We start from the raw sequence: 17,265 nt of genomic DNA, 5'->3' as shown, positions 1-17,265 counted from the left end.
GCCAACCCTGCCTAAGCCATTGGAAGCTATCAAAAAAAAGATTTAAGAAAGTGCTTGCCAGACCTGGGGTCGCTCCGTAGAATGCGCGCCACACCGAAACGAAGGGTGATTAGCTCAGCTGGGAGAGCATCTGCCTTACAAGCAGAGGGTCGGCGGTTCGATCCCGTCATCACCCACCATTCGCTTCAAGTGTTACGCGCAGCGGTAGTTCAGTCGGTTAGAATACCGGCCTGTCACGCCGGGGGTCGCGGGTTCGAGTCCCGTCCGCTGCGCCATATTCGGTCACCTGGAACGCTGAACGCCAGGTACCACAGGAAGCCCGCTCATCGAGCGGGCTTTTTGCTGTCTGGGGTTTATGAACACGCTCCGGCAGACCAAAACGCCGCCGATCATTTCCGATGATCGGCGGCGTTTTTTAGGCGCGGATCAGAAATCCCACCGCGTGCTGACCATGAAGTTACGCGGTTCACCGTACAAACTCGGTGTTTTCGGGGCCGCGCGCGCTGGTCGAAAATTTATTTCAAATAAATTGCATTTAAATCAACACATTGCAGATTTTTCGTATATGATGCGCCCCACACCGAAAGTGAAGGGTGATTAGCTCAGCTGGGAGAGCATCTGCCTTACAAGCAGAGGGTCGGCGGTTCGATCCCGTCATCACCCACCATTCGCTTCAAGTGTTACGCGCAGCGGTAGTTCAGTCGGTTAGAATACCGGCCTGTCACGCCGGGGGTCGCGGGTTCGAGTCCCGTCCGCTGCGCCATATTCGGTCACCTGGAACGCTGAACGCCAGGTACCACAGGAAGCCCGCTCATCGAGCGGGCTTTTTGCTGTCTGGGGTTTGGCAAAGCGGCTGGAAGAGTTCGTCCGGCAAGCAGTAGAACGCGATGCGCTGTTCATCGGGCTTGACCCCGAAAATCCGCGTGTTCCTGGACGTCGCCGCCGAACGCCTGTTCACAACCCCATCAGCCGATAGCCCACCTGCAACTCGGTAATGAAGTACTGCGGTTGAGCGGGGTCCTCCTCCAGTTTCTGGCGCAGGTGCGCCATGTGCACCCGCAAGTAGTGGGCGCGATCCACGTAATCCAGGCCCCACACCTCCAGCAGTAGCTGGCGATGGGTGAGCACCCGGCTCTGGCCACGCACCATCGCGCAGAGCAGGCGGTATTCGATGGGCGTGAGGTGTACCGGTTGGCCCTTGCGCCAGACCTCATGGGTGGCGAGGTCGACTTCAATCTCGCCAAACGCCACTTTGCTGGTGGCCGCCACGGTGCCGGTCTGCCCGTGCCGGCGCAGTTGGGCGCGGATGCGGGCGAGTAACTCGGGCACGCCGAAGGGCTTGGTCAGGTAGTCATCGGCACCGGCGTCCAGGGCGGCGACTTTTTCTTCTTCGCGATCACGTGCCGATAGCACCAGGATCGGCACCGCCAGCCAGCCGCGCAGCTCGCTGATCAGTTGCTTGCCATCGCCATCCGGCAGGCCGAGGTCGACGATCACCAGGTCCGGCTGACGGCTGGCGGCGTGGATCAAGGCGCGCTTGACGCTATCGGCTTCGAACACCTGGAACCCTTCGTCTTGCAGGGCGATGCCGACAAAGCGTCGGATATTGGCTTCGTCTTCAACAATCAGAATACGTGCAGTGTTCATAGGGATTCCATGGACGGCGGAGTGCCCGCCGGTAGCGTGATGATGAAATGCATGCCGCAGGTACGCCCCGGGTTGGCCTCGATACGCCCGCCGTGTGCCTCGACAATACGTTTGGCCAGCGCCAGGCCCAGGCCGATGCCGGTCACGGAAGACTCCTGTTGGCCGCGCGCAAACGGTTCGAACAGATTGGCCGGGGCCCGACCCGGGCCGGTGTCGCTGACCATCAGCACGATGCTGTCCGACGTGGCGTGGGCCGCGACGCTGATGGTGGTGCCCGGTGGGGTGTACTTGGCCGCGTTGTCCAGCAGGTTGACCAGCACGCGTTCGATCAACAGCGCGTCGACGTCCACCAGCGGCAACCGCGTGTCGAGCGAGGTGTGCACCTGATGCCGCGCCAACGGCTCGCGCAACTGGCGCAGGGCGCTGCCGACGATTTCTTCAAGGGAGTGCCATTGCCGGTTCAGGCGCACGCCGCGTTCCTGCATGCGCGCCATGTCCAGCAGGTTTTCGATCAGGCGCTGCATCGACGTGGCTTGTTCGTGGATGCCGTGCAACAACTCGCGCAACGGCCCCGGTGGGGCGTGGGGCAGGGCGGTGTCGGCGGCACCGATCAAGGTAGTCAATGGTGTGCGCAGGTCGTGGGAAATCGCCGCAAGCAGGGTATTGCGCATTTTTTCACCCTCCATCTGCACCAGGGTGTTTTGCGCCACCTCGACAAAATGCACGCGCTCCAGGGCAATCGCCAGTTGGCTCATGCAGGCTTCCAGCAGGCGGCGTTCCTGTGGGTCGTTCAGCCGTTCGCTCTGGGCCAGTTCCAGCACCAGCACACCGCGTACGCGCATAGGCGCCTTGAGCGGCAGGTAGCAGCCCTTGGCCGCCGATAGGGTGTCGGTGCCGTGGCCGGCGGCATGGCCGTGGTCGTAGGTCCATTGCGCGATGCTGTCATCCATCGGCAGCCCGCCTGCGCCCACGCTGTGTACGCCATCGGCGGCGTCCGGCAGGGCCAGGCCGACGCGGGCTTCGAACACGCCGCTGAACGTGCGCAGCGCGACTTCGCTGATTTGTTCCACGGTCAACGCTGCCGACAAGTCACGCGCCAGCCGCGCCAGGGAGGTCGCACGGCGTTCGCGCGCGGCGGCGGTGCGCGCTTCGTGGCGCAGGCGTGCGGTGAGTTGCCCGGTGATCAAGGCGATGCCGAGCATCAGCGCAAAGGTGAAAAAATACTGGGTGTCAGTGACCGTGAAGGAATAGCGCGGCTGCACGAAAAAGAAGTCGAAACACAGCACCGCGAGCATCGCTGCCCACACGCCGGGGCCGCGTCCATACCGCAAGGCCACCAGCACCACCGTGAGTAAAAACAGCATGACCACGTTGGCCAGGTCGAACACTTGCAACAGCAACGCGGCGACGGCGCTGGCGGCGAAACAGGCAAGGCTGGCCCACCCATAGGCCAAGGCCCTACCTGGCACGGGCGCAGGTTTTTCGAGGATCGGGGGCCTGTCGGGCACAACCCCGTGGGCCATCACGATCTGGTCGATTTGCGGATGATGGTGGCTGATCCGGTCGCTGACCGATTGATGCCAGAACCGCCAGGCCTGGCGCGGGTGATGGCCCAGCACCAGGCGATTGGCGTTGTGCTCACGGGCACAGGCGACCAAGGCTTGCGCCACGTCCATGCCCGGCAACGTGGCCGTATCGGCGCCGAATTCGCTGGCCAGGGCCAAGGTTTTAATCGCGCTCAGGTAGCGCCTGGCACCGCGCCCCTGGGCGGAGGCGACATGCACGACAATCCAGTCCGCCTCCAGCTTTTGCGCCAGGCGCGCCGCTTCACGCACCAGGCGTTCATCGCCGGCATCACCGGCCACACCCACCAATAGCCGTTCGCGGGCGGGCCACAGGGTCTTGATCGACTGTTCGCGACGGTACACGCGCATCTGCGTGTCGACCCGATCCGCCGTGCGCCGCAATGCCAATTCGCGCAAGGCCAAAAGGTTCCCCTTGCGGAAAAAATGCTGCGATGCGCGTGCCGCCGTAGGGCCCAGGTACACCTTGCCGTCCTTGAGGCGTTGCAGCAGATCGTCCGGCGGCAGGTCGACCACCACCACTTCGTGAGCGTTATCGAACACATGGTCCGGCACGGTCTCGCGCACGCGAATGCCGATGATGCTGCTGACCAGGTCATTCAGGCTTTCCAGGTGTTGCACGTTGAGGGTGGTCCATACATCAATGCCGGCGCTGAGCAGTTCTTCCACGTCTTGCCAGCGTTTGGGATGGCGCGAACCGGGGATGTTGCTGTGAGCCAGTTCATCCACCAGTACCACGGCGGGATGGCGCAGCAGGGCGGCGTCGAGGTCGAATTCGGTGAGGGCGAACTCACCGTGCAGGCGGTGGGCGCGGGGCAGTTGCTCCAGGCCGTGGAGCCGTTCGGCGGTCTCCGTACGGCCATGGGTTTCCACTACGCCAGCCAGTACGTCACGGCCCTGGGCGACCTCGCGTTGCGCTGCTTCGAGCATGGCGCAGGTCTTGCCCACGCCGGCGTTGGAACCGAAATAGATACGCAATTTGCCGCGCAAGGCGGCCTGTTCTTCCTGTTGCACCCGCGCCAGCAGGGCGTCGGGGTCGGGGCGTGCATCGTTTAAGGCGGGCATATTCTTCCTCTAGTTGTCTGTAGGCGCGGGCTTGCTCGCGAAAAACCTGAGGGTGCCGTTGGGTGTCAGGTTTCCCGCGTTATCGTTAACGCCCTTCACGAGCAAGCTCGCGTCTACAGTGGATGGGGCGCTATACGAGGCCCAATCCCGTCAGCAGCAGGTCGATCAGCTTGATCCCGGCAAACGGCACCAGCACCCCGCCCAGGCCATAGATCAGCAGGTTGCGGTTGAGCAAGGCCGCCGCGCCGATCGAGCGGTAAGTCACGCCGCGCAGGGCCAGGGGAATCAACGCGACAATGATCAGCGCGTTAAAAATCACGGCGCTGAGAATCGCCGAGTTGGGGCTGCTCAGCTGCATCACGTTCAACGCACCGAGCTGGGGATAGGTCGCGACAAACGCCGCCGGGATGATCGCGAAGTACTTGGCCACGTCATTCGCCACGCTGAAGGTGGTGAGGGCGCCGCGGGTCATCAGCATCTGTTTGCCGACCTCGACCACTTCGATCAGCTTGGTCGGGTTGCTGTCCAGGTCGACCATGTTGCCGGCCTCTTTGGCGGCCTGGGTGCCGCTGTTCATCGCCACCGCCACGTCGGCCTGCGCCAGTGCCGGCGCATCGTTGGTGCCGTCGCCGGTCATGGCCACCAGCTTGCCCTGGGCCTGGTAGTCGCGGATCAGTTGCAGCTTGTCTTCCGGGCGGGCTTCGGCGAGGAAGTCATCCACGCCGGCCTCCACGGCAATCGCGGCGGCGGTCAGGCGGTTGTCACCGGTGATCATCACGGTCTTGATGCCCATGCGCCGCAACTCGGCGAAGCGCTCCTTGATACCGCCCTTGACCACATCCTTGAGCTCGACCACGCCCAGTGCCTTGGCGCCATCCGATACCACCAGCGGCGTGCTACCGCGGCGTGCCACTTCATCCACCTTGGCCTGCAAGGCAGCCGGAAAGCTGCCCCCCAAGGCTTCGATATGACTGCGGATCGCGTCGGCTGCGCCTTTACGAATCGCCCGGCCTTCGGGCAGGTCGACGCCGCTCATGCGCGTCTGTGCAGTGAAATGTACGAAGTTGGCGCCCAGGGCGTTGATGTCCCGCCCACGGATGTCGAACTTTTGCTTGGCCAGGACCACAATGCTGCGGCCTTCCGGGGTTTCATCGGCCAGCGAGGCCAGTTGCGCGGCGTCCGCCAGCTCGGCTTCTTTCACCCCTGGCGCCGGCAAAAAGTTGCTGGCCTGACGATTGCCCAAGGTGATGGTGCCGGTCTTGTCCAGCAGCAGGACGTCGACGTCGCCCGCCGCCTCGACCGCCCGCCCGGAGGTGGCGATGACATTGGCCGACATCATGCGGCTCATGCCCGCCACGCCGATGGCCGAGAGCAGGCCGCCGATGGTGGTCGGGATCAGGCACACCAGCAAGGCCACCAGCACCGTGGCGCTGACCACGCTGCCCGTACCGCTCATGGCCACGGCGAAGATCGAATAGGGGCTCAGCGTGGCAATCACCAGCAGGAACAACAAGGTCAGGCCCACCAGCAGGATGGTCAGGGCGACTTCGTTCGGGGTTTTCTGACGCTTGGCCGATTCGACCATCGAGATCATGCGGTCCAGGAACGATTCGCCAGGGTTGACGCTGATGCGTACGACCAGCCAGTCCGACAGTACCCGCGTGCCGCCCGTGACCGAGGAAAAGTCACCACCGGCCTCGCGAATCACCGGCGCCGATTCGCCGGTGATTGCGCTTTCGTCCACCGAGGCGACGCCTTCGATCACGATACCGTCCAGCGGCACCAGGTCGCCGGCTTCGATCAGCACCACCTGATCTTTGCGCAGCAGCGTGGCTTCCGTCGGCAGCCACGCCGCGCCGTGCTTGGGCTGTTGCAACAACTTGGCCAGTGTCTGGCGTTTCATCCCGCGCAGGCTCGCGGCCTGGGCCCGGCTGCGGCCCTCGGCCAGGGCTTCGGCAAAGTTGGCGAACAGCACGGTGAACCACAGCCACAAGGTGATGCTGAGGATAAAGCCGCTGGGCGCTTCACCCTGGCCACCGAGGGACTGGAACCACAGCAGCGTGGTAAGGATGCTGCCCAGGTACACCACGAACATCACCGGGTTTTTCCACTGGGCCTGGGGCAGCAGTTTCTTGAACGCGTCCGCACAGGCGGTCAGCACGATACTGCGATCAAACAGAGGTAAACGAGCATTCTTCATGGGGGAAATCTCTTACTCACTGGCCGCAATGGGGGGCTGACGCGATGGCAGGCGAGCGTCCAGCGCAAGGTTGAGTTGCAGCACATTGACCCGTGGTTCGCCGAGCAAACCGAGGGTGCGCGCGGTGGTGTGGGCGTTGACCAGTTGCAGCAGCTCGGCTTCGGGGAGTTGCCGCAGGCGGGCGACCCTTGGCAGTTGCAGCCGCGCGTTGGCCACCGAGATATGCGGGTCGAGGCCGGAGGCGGAGGCGGTGACGGCGTCCACCGGCACTTGCGCGTCGGTGGCCAGGCCGTTGTCCTGGCGATAGGCCTGGACGCGTGCGGCGACCTGGTCCACCAGCTTCTGGCTGGTGGGGCCCAGGTTGCTCGCGCCGCTGGAGCCTGCGTTGTACGGCTGCGAGACGCTTTTGCTCGGGTCTTGCGGGTCGGCGCCGAGGGTCATGCTCGGGCGGCCGTGGAAGTATTCCGGGCGGGTGAAGTGCTGGCCGATCAGCGCCGAGCCCATCACCAGGCCGTCGCGTTCAAGCAGCGAACCCCGGGCCTGGAACGGAAACAACAGCTGTGCGGCAACGGTGGTGAACGCCGGGTATGCGAGCCCCGTCAGCAGCATGAAAAAAACCGCCGAAACCAGCACTGGGCGCAACAGCCCTTTGAATATCGATTGAGTCGTCATCCAGGTGTCCTCAGTTGTACGTCTGGCCGGACAGCAACTGCAGTTGCTCCACCAGCGGGCCGAGCGCGAGCGCCGGCAAAAAGGTCAGGCCGCCCACCACCAGCACCACGAACACCACCAGCAGCATGAACAGCGGGGTTGCGGTGGGGATGGTGCCGGCGCCGGCAGGCACGGTTTTTTTCATCGCCAGGGAGCCGGCCACGGCCAGCATCGGCAGCAGGGTGAAGAAGCGCCCGATCAACATCGCCAGGCCGATGGTGGTGTTGAAAAACGGCGTGTTGGCGTTCAATCCGGCAAAGGCCGAACCGTTGTTGGCGGTGCCTGAGGTGTAGGCGTACAGCACCTCACTGAAACCATGCGGGCCAAGGTTATTGAGGCTGGCCATGGTGTCGGGCCAGAGGGCGGCGAGGGCGCTGAAACCAAGGATGCTGATGGGGTGCGCGAGTACCGAGAGCATCACCAGTTTCATCTCCCGGGCTTCGATTTTCTTGCCGAGGAATTCCGGGCTGCGGCCAATCATCATGCCCACCAGGAACACGGTCAGCAGGGCGTATTGGATCAGGTTGATAAAGCCCACGCCGTCGCCGCCGAACACACAGTTGAGCATCATCTGTGCCAGGGGCACGAAGCCGCCCATGGGGGTCAGCGAGTCATGCATGGTGTTGACCGAGCCGGTGGTGGCCGCCGTGGTGGTGGCGATAAACAGGCTGCTGTCGGCGATACCGAAACGCAGTTCCTTGCCTTCCATGTTGCCGCCGCTTTGTTCCAGCGACAGGGTCTGGTTGGCACCTGCCTGGGTCAGCAGCGGGTTGCCGTTTTGCTCGGCGCCGTAGACCAGTGCGAGGAAGCCGATGAACAACACCAGGAAGGTGCCGAAAAACACCCAGCCCTGACGGCGCTGCAACAGCATGCTGCCAAAGGTGTAGGTCAGCGCGGAGGGGATCAGCAACATGCTGAGGATGTGCAGGGCGTTGGTCAGCGGTGTCGGGTTTTCGAAGGGGTGGGCGGCGTTCATGCTGAAGAAGCCGCCACCGTTGGTGCCGATATGCTTGATCGATTCAAAGCTGGCCACCGCACCGACAATCAGTTGCTGCTGCGCACCTTCCAACGTTGTCGCCAGTGCCTGGGAGGCGAAGGTTTGCGGCATGCCCTGCCACACATAGACCAGCGCCATGCCCACGCACAGCGGCAGCATCACGCGGTAGAGCGTGCGGGTGAAGTCGACCCAGAAATTACCGATATCGCCCGAACTGGAACGGCTCAAACCGCGAATGAAGCCGGCTGCCGCGACCACGCCGGAGGTGGCGCCGACGCACATCAGAAAGGTGATGACCGCCATCTGGCTGAAGTTCGACAGGCTGGTTTCACCCGAATACGCCTGCCAGTTGGTATTGGTAATAAAGGACACGGCGGTGTTGAACGCCAGGTCCGGGGTTTGTGCGGCCAGCCCCAAGGGGTTGATCGGCATCACCGCCTGCAGGCGCAGGATGAAATAACCGAGCAGCATCATCGCCGCGTTCGATAACAGCAGCGCCGAACCGTAGCGAGCCCAGTTCATGCTCTCCCGTGGGTCAATGCCCAACAGGCGATAGGTACAGCGTTCCGGCAAGGCATGCTGCGTCCCGGTAAACACCCGGGTCAGCCATTTGCCCATCAATACGGCGAGCCCCGTCATCAACCCCAGGACCAGCGCAAATTCCAGCACAGTGCTTAACATGTCGTGGCTCCGTTCAAATCTTGCCCATGGCGACAATGGCCATGGCAGTCGCAACAAAAAACACCAGGGAGATGCCAATAAACATCAGGTCGTACATGGCGAACTCCCTAGAATTTTTCTGCGCGAATAAGGGCATAGCCCAAGTAAGCGAACAGCCCCACGGCACAGAAGCCGCTGGCGATATAGATGAACGTGAGTGTGAGCACGGTGTAACTCCCCTGAATGAATAAGCCGCAATGGCGGACGCGGGGGAGGTTAAGCGTTGGGGTATCAAGCTCGGGCACTGATTAGTGGCCCCGGTATTAAGACGGTATATAGACGAGGTTTTGCCGGACGAACGAAAACAAGGGATAGCCCGCCGCCCGGGTATCCCTTGAAAAACTGGGGTTCTGCTGATTTTGATGGCCTGCTTATTTGGCCTTCTTTTTCTTCTCGCTACGGGTGGCGAGGTGTTCGAAACAAAACGCGGCGGTGCCAAAGAGCGCAATCATTGACAGGACAACCATGCCTAAAGTTGAACTTTCCACGATGACTTCCTACGGGGGGTGGGGGGTAGGAAGTGACGGTAGAGTGTCCGGGGTTAGTTGCTCAATAGAGGCGACATAATCGTTATGGCGAATGGGCAAACTATACGAACTCTTTACGAAAAAGCAGAACAGCACAGCCTCTGCCTGATGTAATGCAATCTAAATGCGGGAGGCTCCCCTACCCCTGTGGCGAGCGGGCTTGCCCTAATGCCGTTCAGTTAAGGCTTTTTTTGTAGGAGCGAGCTTGCTCGCGAAGAACTCACAGGCGCCGCGTTCACTCAGGAAACACGCGTTATCGTTGACGTTTTTCGCGAGCAAGCTCGCTCCTACAGAAGGCGATGTACGCTTAACTGAACGGCATTAGGGCAAGCCCGCTCGCCACAACAACCCGGTCGTTTAATGGGGAGGTTTCAATTCTTAATAATCAATAAGTTATTTTTGAGGGGCGTGCTCCCACCACTTGACGGAGTCCTGCCCCCCCAACCTTACAAGTTGCGGCTGTGCCGATAATCACTCACCGCCTCATACACGGCTTTACGCAAGCGATTGATCCCCCCGATGGGCCGGTGCGCCTCTACCCCAAACCACGGGTTGAACGACTGGTTGTCGCACGCCAGGTTAAGCGCGGGTGTATCGAAATCCTGTGGCGGGATCTTCACCTTCGCCACGGTTTCATAGGGCGCATCGCTTTCCTTCCATTCGATGCTGGTGTCTTCGATCGGCATGTACTTCTGCGGGTTCTGCCGCTGGATCTGCAGCACGAAACACGCCGGTACGCGATCGGTGGACAACTGCTGGTTCAAGGCACTGCGCAGGAAATTCGGCAGGTCCTGGTTCTGTTTCGGCAGCACGTATTCCGGGCAGCTCTGCGGGTCGGGCGCGACACGGAACTTGGCGTTGGCCGCACCGAACTTATAGGGCGAAACCGAAAAGTAGGTGGTCTGCGTTGGGCTGGCCGGCGCGGGGGCCAGGGTCGCCAGGGCGATAAACAGGTGGCGCACTTGCCAACTGCGTGGGTCGGCCTTGGGGAAGAACGCCAGGACTTTCTTGCCGTCGGCCTGGGCGCCGATGTTCTGCGCGTATTCAGCCACATCGCTGACAAAAAAGTTCGGGTGGCTGAACATCACGAAGTCTTGTTCGGCCCGCGCCTGCTGGTCCGCCAGCAGCTGCTTACCTGGCACATCGAGCAGCTTGAGCGCCATGCCGCGCGCATCGCGGATGCTGTCGAACTGCGGGTAGGCGTTGCCGTTGGACAGGCGCATCATCGCCTGCCAGGTCTTGCCCGGCTCAGCGAAGACGCCCTGGCGCAATGCCGGGTCGAGGTCGGCGGGCACGCTGACTTCGGCCTTCACGCAACCGTGGGCCTTGGCATGGGCATCGCGCAGGTAACGCGTGCCTTCGCGGTGCTGGTCAACGATGCGCACAGCGGTCTGGATAATGCCTTGGGTCATCGCCGCTTCACCGGGCGGGATCTGCTCATCCGGCGACACCGGGCCGCTGTGCTGCCAGGCAAACCACGCCGTGCTCGCCAGCCAGCCGAGCAGGCCCAGGCCCACCAGCCACAGCAGGGTCTTGCCGAGAAACGCGCCGATGCGCAGCCACAGGCGGGCAAGCAGGGAAGGTTGGTCGTATCGAGATCGGATCATCATGGCAGTTGTTGCTCCAGCGGGCCGCCCAGCACTTTCAGGTATTCCAGCAGCGCCCAGCGTTCCTGCGGCAACAAGCCACGGCCGATGACGCCATTGCCACGTTGGCCGGCACGGAATTCGTGGCCGCTGTTGTGGTTGCCGGTGATTTTGGTATCGAACAGGAAGGCATTCTTGAAGGCTGCGGTCTCAAAGCCCAGGTGACGCGGGTCGTAGTTGAAGGTGCCTTTATAGAAGGTGGTACTGCGTTCGTCCTGGGGCGAGAGCAATTGGTAGATCGTCGGCACGGAGCCGTTATGCAGGAACGGTGGGGTGGCCCATACGCCGGCCAATGGCCGCGCCTTGTAGGCGCGCAACTCGCGTACGCCGATAGGCAGGCCGTAACCGTCCAGGCGCGGCCGCTCGGCCGGGGTCACACCGGCAGCGCGGTAGGCGTGGTCCTCAACGAAGGCGGTGACGTAGGCCAGGCCCTTGGCCACCGAGACTTTTTTCAGGTCCAGTGGTTCGGTGGGCGTGGGGTGCAGTTCGACATTGAGCTCGGCCAGTTCCGCAGGGTCCCATTGCAGGGCGCTGAGGTCATAGCGCTGGTCGGCAATGTTGCTGGCGGTGCCCGGGTCGGTCCCGATGTAGTCCACCGGGAGCATCTTCAGGTGCTGCACCGGGCGGCCCTGTTCCTGGGTGACGGCCGGCACATGGCAGCCGGCGCAGTTCTCGGTGAACAGCGCGCGGCCTTGGGCCGCGAGGGGCTTGTCGATGGCGCCGAACAGATCTTCCGGCCAGGTGGGGGGCTTGAGGCGTTGCAGGGTTTCTTCGATCAGGTTCAGGTCGCGCACGCGTACGCTGGACGGGTAGCGCGCATCGCCCTGGAGCGGCTGGCCGGCACCGTCGAAGAACGTCAGGGTCGCGCCCACGCCGAGGGCTTCGCCGATATTGCGGGCCATGGGTTGCTGGGCTGAACCGTTCCATTGCACCCAGTCGAAGGTCCAGATATCCCACAGTTGCGGGTAGTCCACAGGTGCGTTGGCGACGCGGTAATTATCCGGAGAAATGGCGTCGCCGAAGCTGGCGTTGGCGATGCGGCCAAAGGCGTCGGTGCGTCCCGGGCCTTCTTCGGTGGGGTAGAGGCCGCGATGGGTGTCATTCCAGGCGACTTTGAGGAACCGGTTCAGCGACTGTTTGAAGTCCTGGCGCAGTTGCTCCTTGTTGTGATCGTCGTAATCGTGACCCAGCACGTGGCGGGCGAAACGCTCGAATTTCCACGGGTTGTAATACGTTGCCGCAAGGCTGGCCACCAGGGCCTGGCCGAAACTGCCGCCGCGCAAGGTGGGCACGCTGGAGGGCAGCACGTGCTGCGCGGAACCCCCGTCGATACGCAGGGCCTGGCCGTTGAAGTGAAGCTCGCCGGTGTGGCAGGCGGCACAGGTGATATCCAGGTATTCGCTGGGGTCGTCGGCGTTCTTGTGTCGGGCGAAACCCACGGGCAGGTTGCCGGGGTTCTGCGCGGTGGGCACTTGCTTGGGATCCACCAGGAAACCGAAGCGCGCCAGGTACTCGGGCGTGGCAAAGCGCTGATCGGAAAACGGCAACTCCAGGGCAGTGAACCAGTCGTAATGCAGGCCCTTGACTTGGGTGCCCTGGGGCGTGAAGTAATAGGTCTGGCGGTCGGCGGCACTCCATTGATCCTGGTAGTGCACCTGCTTCACGGGGACGTAGTCCGGCAACTTGGGATTGACGGTGTAATAGATCACCACGGCCAGCAATAGGGCAAAAATGGCGAATATCAGCAGTAAAACACGGGAAAAAATGCGCAAGATGGCTATCCTTGTCTCGGCCTTGTCGAGGGGTTGCGTTGTTATGCCACTACGCCACAAGTGCGGCAAGTGGCCATGAGGCTGGTAGTAGGCGGACCCACGATCCATCGCGGGGGCCCATCATGAATGAAAATGCTTTTAAACACGTGAACTTATCAGAAGTTTCCTGCTCACATGCCGGTAGCCATTGGTCGTGGCCGCCTGATAAGCTCGCGACTTTATTCAAATGCCCTTTTGGCGCATGAACAAGGAAATAGCATGAAACAGCATCGGTTGGCGGCGGCGGTGGCCCTGGTTAGCCTGGTACTTGCGGGTTGTGATTCGCAGACCAGCGTAGAGCTGAAAACCCCGGCGCAGAAAGCTTCCTACGGCATCGGCCTGAACATGGGCAAGAGCCTTGCCCAAGAAGGCATGGATGACCTGGACTCCAAAGCGGTAGCCCAAGGCATCGAAGATGCCGTTGGCAAGAAAGAACAGAAGCTGAAAGACGACGAACTGGTTGAAGCGTTTGCCGCACTGCAGAAGCGTGCTGAAGAACGCATGGCCAAGATGAGCGAAGAGTCGGCAGCCGCCGGCAAGAAATTCCTCGAAGACAATGCCAAGAAAGACGGCGTCGTCACTACCGCTTCCGGTCTGCAGTACAAGATCGTGAAGAAGGCCGATGGCCCTCAGCCTAAGCCTACCGACGTGGTGACCGTTCACTACACCGGCAAACTCACCAACGGCACGACCTTTGACAGCTCCGTGGATCGCGGTAGCCCGATTGACCTGCCGGTCAGCGGTGTGATCCCAGGTTGGGTCGAAGGCCTGCAACTGATGCACGTTGGCGAGAAGGTCGAGTTGTACATCCCGTCCGACCTGGCTTACGGCGCCCAGAGCCCGAGCCCTGCGATTCCAGCCAACTCCGTGCTGGTATTCGACCTGGAGCTGCTGGGCATCAAGGACCCGGCCAAGGCTGAAGCCCCTGACGCACCAGCCGCCAAGAAGTAATCGGCGCCTGAACACCCAACGCCCCGTCTCGACGGGGCGTTGTCGTTTCTGCGGTTCCCCCATTCACGGCTCCGTCAATCCAAACGAACGTCCGCAACGTGAAACAGTCTGATATAAGGTTCGAGTACGGCTATCCGCACGCAAGCGCCAAGTCAATGAATTCTTGGGTTTTTTTCATGTGCGCAAAAAACGCCCGATCTGACTGCAAGCCTTGTAAACCGTGGCTTTCAGCCAGGAAAACGGGCTCTGTTCACAAGGTTATCCACAATTTGTGTGGATAACCTTTTCTGTTGCCTGGAACTGGAGTGACGAATGAAACCACCCTTCAATTTCACCCGCTTCCTGCCCATGGCCGCTCGCCTGCTCGGCCGTGGACGGTTGCCGACCCTGCTGTTCGCCGTTGCCGCCAAGGGCTCAAGCCAGGGGAACCGCTTGGGCAAACTCAAGGATGACCTCAAGCTGCTCCAGTCCCTGTGCCTGGCCTACTGGCGCGGCGAGTACCGTGCGATCAGTCCCAAGGCGCTGGTTTCGGTGGTGGCGGGGCTGATGTACTTCCTCAGCCCGGTTGATGCGATCCCGGATTTTATCCCCATGTTCGGCATGCTCGACGACATTGCGGTGCTGGCATGGGTCATGAAGACCCTGGAAGGCGAACTCAGCGCCTTTCGTGCCTGGCGTGAGGCGCAGCGCCCGGAAAAGCTCGCCGTGGTCGAGCGGCTGCCTGCGACACCGGCCTTGCTGGCCAATGAAAACCCGCAAAAAAACTGACGACAGTGCTATCCCCCTGCGACCTTTGTGGCTGTTAGGATTACACTCTTAAGAAGGTGCTTAAGGAAAGTGCTTACTTAGTAAGTGTTGTTATCCTACGGGGCGGTCATGGATATTCAGATAATTTCACGGAATGGCGAACCCGAATATGCGGTGTTGCCATGGGATCAGTACCAGGCGCTGCTAAAAGCTGCCGGTCAGCAACAGCCTACGTCACCTTCGCCTTCTACTGCCCAAGCCGCTGTCGCCCAGGACCTGCGCCCGCTCGCTGACCTGCGCGGCTTGCGCGAAGCCAAGGGCCTGGCCATCGAGACCCTGGCGCGTACCGTGGGTATCAGCCCCTCGTATCTTGGATTGATCGAAAGTGGTGAACGCCAGCCGGATGCCGCGATCCGCCGCAGCCTGGCCTGGGAACTGGGCGTTGCAGGTTGGAGGGACGAGTCTTGAGCTTACGTATCAGCCGTCAACACTGGGATGGGTTATTGAATGAACTGGACCAGGCGCGCCGCCAGCGCCATCTGCTGACCTACCGCGCACTGCTGGAGCGCCTGCAATTTCCCACGCCGGCCATGCAAACCCTGGCCGCCGCGCTGGAACACCTGGCTGCGCTGGACGCCAAGGCCGAGCAGCCGTTACGCAGCTCCCTGGTGATCAGCCAGGGCGCCAGCCGCCTGCCGCGCACCGGTTTCTTTGAGTGTGTGGAGCGCCTGGGGCGTTTCAGCGGGCCATCCGATGGGGTGGCCGCCGCCTCCTGGCACGCCTCGGAAGTGGTGCGCGTATTCGAATACGAGTACCCGGAGTCCGCCGAGGCCTAAAGCGCCTGTGGCAGTAAATCCAGGCTGTCGATCACATGGATGCTGTAGCCGGCCACATCCTTGGCGTGGTGTTTGGCCTGGGATGCCAGTTCGGCCAACTGGCTGGCATCGAGTTGTCCACAGGCCTGTGGATATAAATGCACCACGCCGATGGACAGCGACAGCAACGCAAACTCCTGGCGTATACCTTGGCGGTTCAGGGCCACGAAGCAGCCTGCATCCAGGTGCTCGGCGCGGTAGAAACGTCGGCATTGGGTGTGAAAGTCGTCCAGCAGTTGGTTGAGCCGCTTGCGCCAATCCTGCGGCCCCAGCACCAGCAAAAAGTCATCGCCACCGATATGCCCGACGAAGTCGCGGCTGGGGTCGACCCGGTCGTTCAGGCATTGCGCCAGGCACAACAACACCTCATCCCCTCGCCCGTAGCCGTAGATATCGTTGAACGGCTTGAAGCTGTCGATATCCACATAGCAAATCACCGACTCCCGTTGCTGTTGCAACAGCCGCGTCAGGCACTGCTGGATCGGCACATTGCCCGGCAACAGGGTCAGCGGGTTGGCGTAGCGCGCTTGCTGGATTTTCAGTTCGGTGATCAGCTTGAGCACGTCGATTACCCGGCCCAGGCCCAGGTAGTCGCCGTTGAGCGTGATGATGAAGTCCTCTTCGATGCGTTGCCGGGCGCGGCTGGTGAGCAGCCGGCTGACTTGCTGCAAGGATTGGCTCAGTTCCACCGCCAGAAAATCAGTGCTCATCAGGCGGCTGATCGGCTTGCGCGCGAAGAGGTCGGTGGCAAACGGCTTGAGCAGCGCATCGGACAACGAATGCCGATGCACGATACCGACCGGATGGCCACGCCCATCCAGCACCGCCAGCGAATTGAGGTTGGCCTGGCGCCGGAAAGATTCCAGCACTTGGGCAGTGGCGGTGTCCTGATCCACCGCCGGTTGTTCGTTGAGCAGCGCGCTGAGGTCGCTGGCTTCCTCGCTGAGGGCAATATTGGCGTTGTCGGGCTTGGGCAGCATCAGGCGTGCTTCTTGCGGCGGGTGTTCCTGCGGGCGGCAAAGCAGGTACCCCTGGACCAGGTCGACCCCCATCTCGGTCAGCACCGCCAGTTCCTCGGGCAGTTCGATGCCCTCGGCGATCACCTGGGCGCGAGAGGCCCGGGCGATTTGCAGGATGGAGCCGACAAACTCACGTTTGAGCGCGTCCTGATGAATACCATCGATGAAGTGCCGGTCGATTTTCACGTAATCCGGGCGTAACTCCGACCACAGCCGCAGGCTGGAATACCCGGCGCCCAGGTCATCAAGGGCGATGGCGAAGCCCATGTCACGGTAATGATGCAGGGCGGTTTGCAGCACGTCGAAATCGTCGGTGGGTGTCTGCTCGGTGAGTTCGATCACCACCTGGCTCGGTGGAATGCCGAAGTCGCGCAGCAGTTGCAGGGTGCGTCCTGGTTGGTGCGCCGTTTCCATCAGGGATTCCGGCGAGATATTGAGAAACAGCTTGCCCGGCAGCTTCTGGTCGCTGAAGCGGCGGCAGGCGCTCTCGCGGCAGGCCATTTCCAGTTCACTGAGGCGCCCTGCGTGGCTGGCCACGGCGAACAAGGCGACAGGGGAGTGCAGCGGGCTGTTGGACGGGCCACGACTGAGGGCTTCGTAGCCGAGGATGCGCCGTTCTGACAGGCAGATGATCGGTTGGAACAGGCTGTGCAAACTGCCTTGAGCCAGGATAGAGCCCAATGCATTCAGCTGTTCGGTCATGGTCATGGCGATCTCGATCGAAAAAAAAGGACCGCAGGCATTAAGCCTACGGTCCTTCATTTCA

14 protein-coding genes and 4 tRNA genes are annotated in these 17,265 nt (G+C 61.8%); 9 read left to right on the top strand and 9 right to left on the bottom strand.

Annotated elements, in window-relative coordinates:
* Nucleotides 1–103 precede the first annotated feature (103 nt).
* From QU606_RS06395 to QU606_RS06375, 5 genes are all read left to right on the top strand, one after another.
* Nucleotides 104–179 (top strand) — tRNA-Val (locus QU606_RS06395).
* Between the two features lie 19 nt (nucleotides 180–198).
* Nucleotides 199–275 (top strand) — tRNA-Asp (locus QU606_RS06390).
* 80 nt (nucleotides 276–355) lie between these two features.
* Nucleotides 356–601: a hypothetical protein gene (locus QU606_RS06385; protein ID WP_277379343.1), complete on the top strand. Its 246-nt coding sequence runs from the start codon at nucleotides 356–358 to the stop codon at nucleotides 599–601.
* Nucleotides 592–667 (top strand) — tRNA-Val (locus QU606_RS06380). Before QU606_RS06385 ends, QU606_RS06380 begins: the two co-directional genes overlap by 10 nt.
* A 19-nt stretch (nucleotides 668–686) precedes the next feature.
* Nucleotides 687–763, top strand: a tRNA-Asp gene (locus QU606_RS06375).
* Nucleotides 764–954: 191 nt separating this feature from the next.
* On the opposite strand, the gene QU606_RS06370 is transcribed toward QU606_RS06375, so the two are convergent.
* From QU606_RS06370 to QU606_RS06335, 8 genes are all read right to left on the bottom strand, one after another.
* Nucleotides 955–1,647 carry a response regulator gene (locus QU606_RS06370; protein WP_102624010.1) on the bottom strand — a complete coding sequence of 231 codons (693 nt, stop codon included), beginning with the start codon at nucleotides 1,645–1,647 and terminating at the stop codon, nucleotides 955–957.
* Entirely contained in the window at nucleotides 1,644–4,295 is a 2,652-nt protein-coding gene (locus QU606_RS06365; protein ID WP_304998237.1) for a sensor histidine kinase KdpD, read from the bottom strand. Before QU606_RS06365 ends, QU606_RS06370 begins: the two co-directional genes overlap by 4 nt.
* 130 nt (nucleotides 4,296–4,425) lie before the next feature.
* Nucleotides 4,426–6,495 (bottom strand): potassium-transporting ATPase subunit KdpB, encoded by a 2,070-nt coding sequence (gene kdpB, locus QU606_RS06360; protein ID WP_168233581.1) that lies wholly within the window; start codon nucleotides 6,493–6,495, stop codon nucleotides 4,426–4,428.
* Between the two features lie 12 nt (nucleotides 6,496–6,507).
* Complete coding sequence (gene kdpC, locus QU606_RS06355) at nucleotides 6,508–7,167, bottom strand: K(+)-transporting ATPase subunit C (protein ID WP_069075607.1); 660 nt, start codon at nucleotides 7,165–7,167, stop codon at nucleotides 6,508–6,510.
* 10 nt (nucleotides 7,168–7,177) lie between these two features.
* On the bottom strand, nucleotides 7,178–8,884 hold the full coding sequence (gene kdpA / locus QU606_RS06350) for a potassium-transporting ATPase subunit KdpA (protein WP_304998236.1): 1,707 nt from the start codon (nucleotides 8,882–8,884) through the stop codon (nucleotides 7,178–7,180).
* Between the two features lie 107 nt (nucleotides 8,885–8,991).
* The gene (gene kdpF, locus QU606_RS06345) at nucleotides 8,992–9,090 is read right to left on the bottom strand and encodes a K(+)-transporting ATPase subunit F (RefSeq protein ID WP_069075609.1); all 99 of its coding nucleotides are present in this window, start codon (nucleotides 9,088–9,090) and stop codon (nucleotides 8,992–8,994) included.
* Nucleotides 9,091–9,896: 806 nt separating this feature from the next.
* Complete coding sequence (locus QU606_RS06340; RefSeq protein ID WP_024074377.1) at nucleotides 9,897–11,060, bottom strand: catalase family protein; 1,164 nt, start codon at nucleotides 11,058–11,060, stop codon at nucleotides 9,897–9,899.
* On the bottom strand, nucleotides 11,057–12,868 hold the full coding sequence (locus tag QU606_RS06335) for a di-heme-cytochrome C peroxidase (protein WP_304998235.1): 1,812 nt from the start codon (nucleotides 12,866–12,868) through the stop codon (nucleotides 11,057–11,059). Before QU606_RS06335 ends, QU606_RS06340 begins: the two co-directional genes overlap by 4 nt.
* 258 nt (nucleotides 12,869–13,126) lie before the next feature.
* Here QU606_RS06335 and QU606_RS06330 point away from each other — a divergent pair, with 258 nt between their 5' ends.
* The 4 genes from QU606_RS06330 (at nucleotide 13,127) to QU606_RS06315 (ending at nucleotide 15,441) form a co-directional block, all read left to right on the top strand.
* Nucleotides 13,127–13,858, top strand: coding sequence for an FKBP-type peptidyl-prolyl cis-trans isomerase (locus QU606_RS06330; RefSeq protein ID WP_024074379.1), 732 nt, complete (start codon nucleotides 13,127–13,129; stop codon nucleotides 13,856–13,858).
* Between the two features lie 312 nt (nucleotides 13,859–14,170).
* Nucleotides 14,171–14,626, top strand: a complete 456-nt coding sequence (locus QU606_RS06325) for a YkvA family protein (protein ID WP_024074380.1) — start codon at nucleotides 14,171–14,173, stop codon at nucleotides 14,624–14,626.
* Between the two features lie 108 nt (nucleotides 14,627–14,734).
* Complete coding sequence (locus QU606_RS06320; RefSeq protein WP_024074381.1) at nucleotides 14,735–15,073, top strand: multiprotein-bridging factor 1 family protein; 339 nt, start codon at nucleotides 14,735–14,737, stop codon at nucleotides 15,071–15,073.
* Nucleotides 15,070–15,441 (top strand): hypothetical protein, encoded by a 372-nt coding sequence (locus QU606_RS06315; RefSeq protein ID WP_005786715.1) that lies wholly within the window; start codon nucleotides 15,070–15,072, stop codon nucleotides 15,439–15,441. The genes QU606_RS06320 and QU606_RS06315 overlap by 4 nt, the downstream gene beginning before the upstream one ends.
* Here the strand turns inward: QU606_RS06315 and QU606_RS06310 are convergent.
* Entirely contained in the window at nucleotides 15,438–17,207 is a 1,770-nt protein-coding gene (locus tag QU606_RS06310) for a bifunctional diguanylate cyclase/phosphodiesterase (protein ID WP_024074382.1), read from the bottom strand. The genes QU606_RS06315 and QU606_RS06310 overlap by 4 nt on opposite strands.
* Nucleotides 17,208–17,265 lie beyond the last annotated feature (58 nt).

It is taken from the genome of Pseudomonas sp. OVF7, from assembly GCF_030644265.1.
Taxonomy (GTDB): Bacteria; Pseudomonadota; Gammaproteobacteria; order Pseudomonadales; family Pseudomonadaceae; genus Aquipseudomonas; species Aquipseudomonas gorinensis.
Note: the sequence above shows the minus strand (reverse complement) of the source record. Positions and strands in the feature narration are given on the sequence as shown.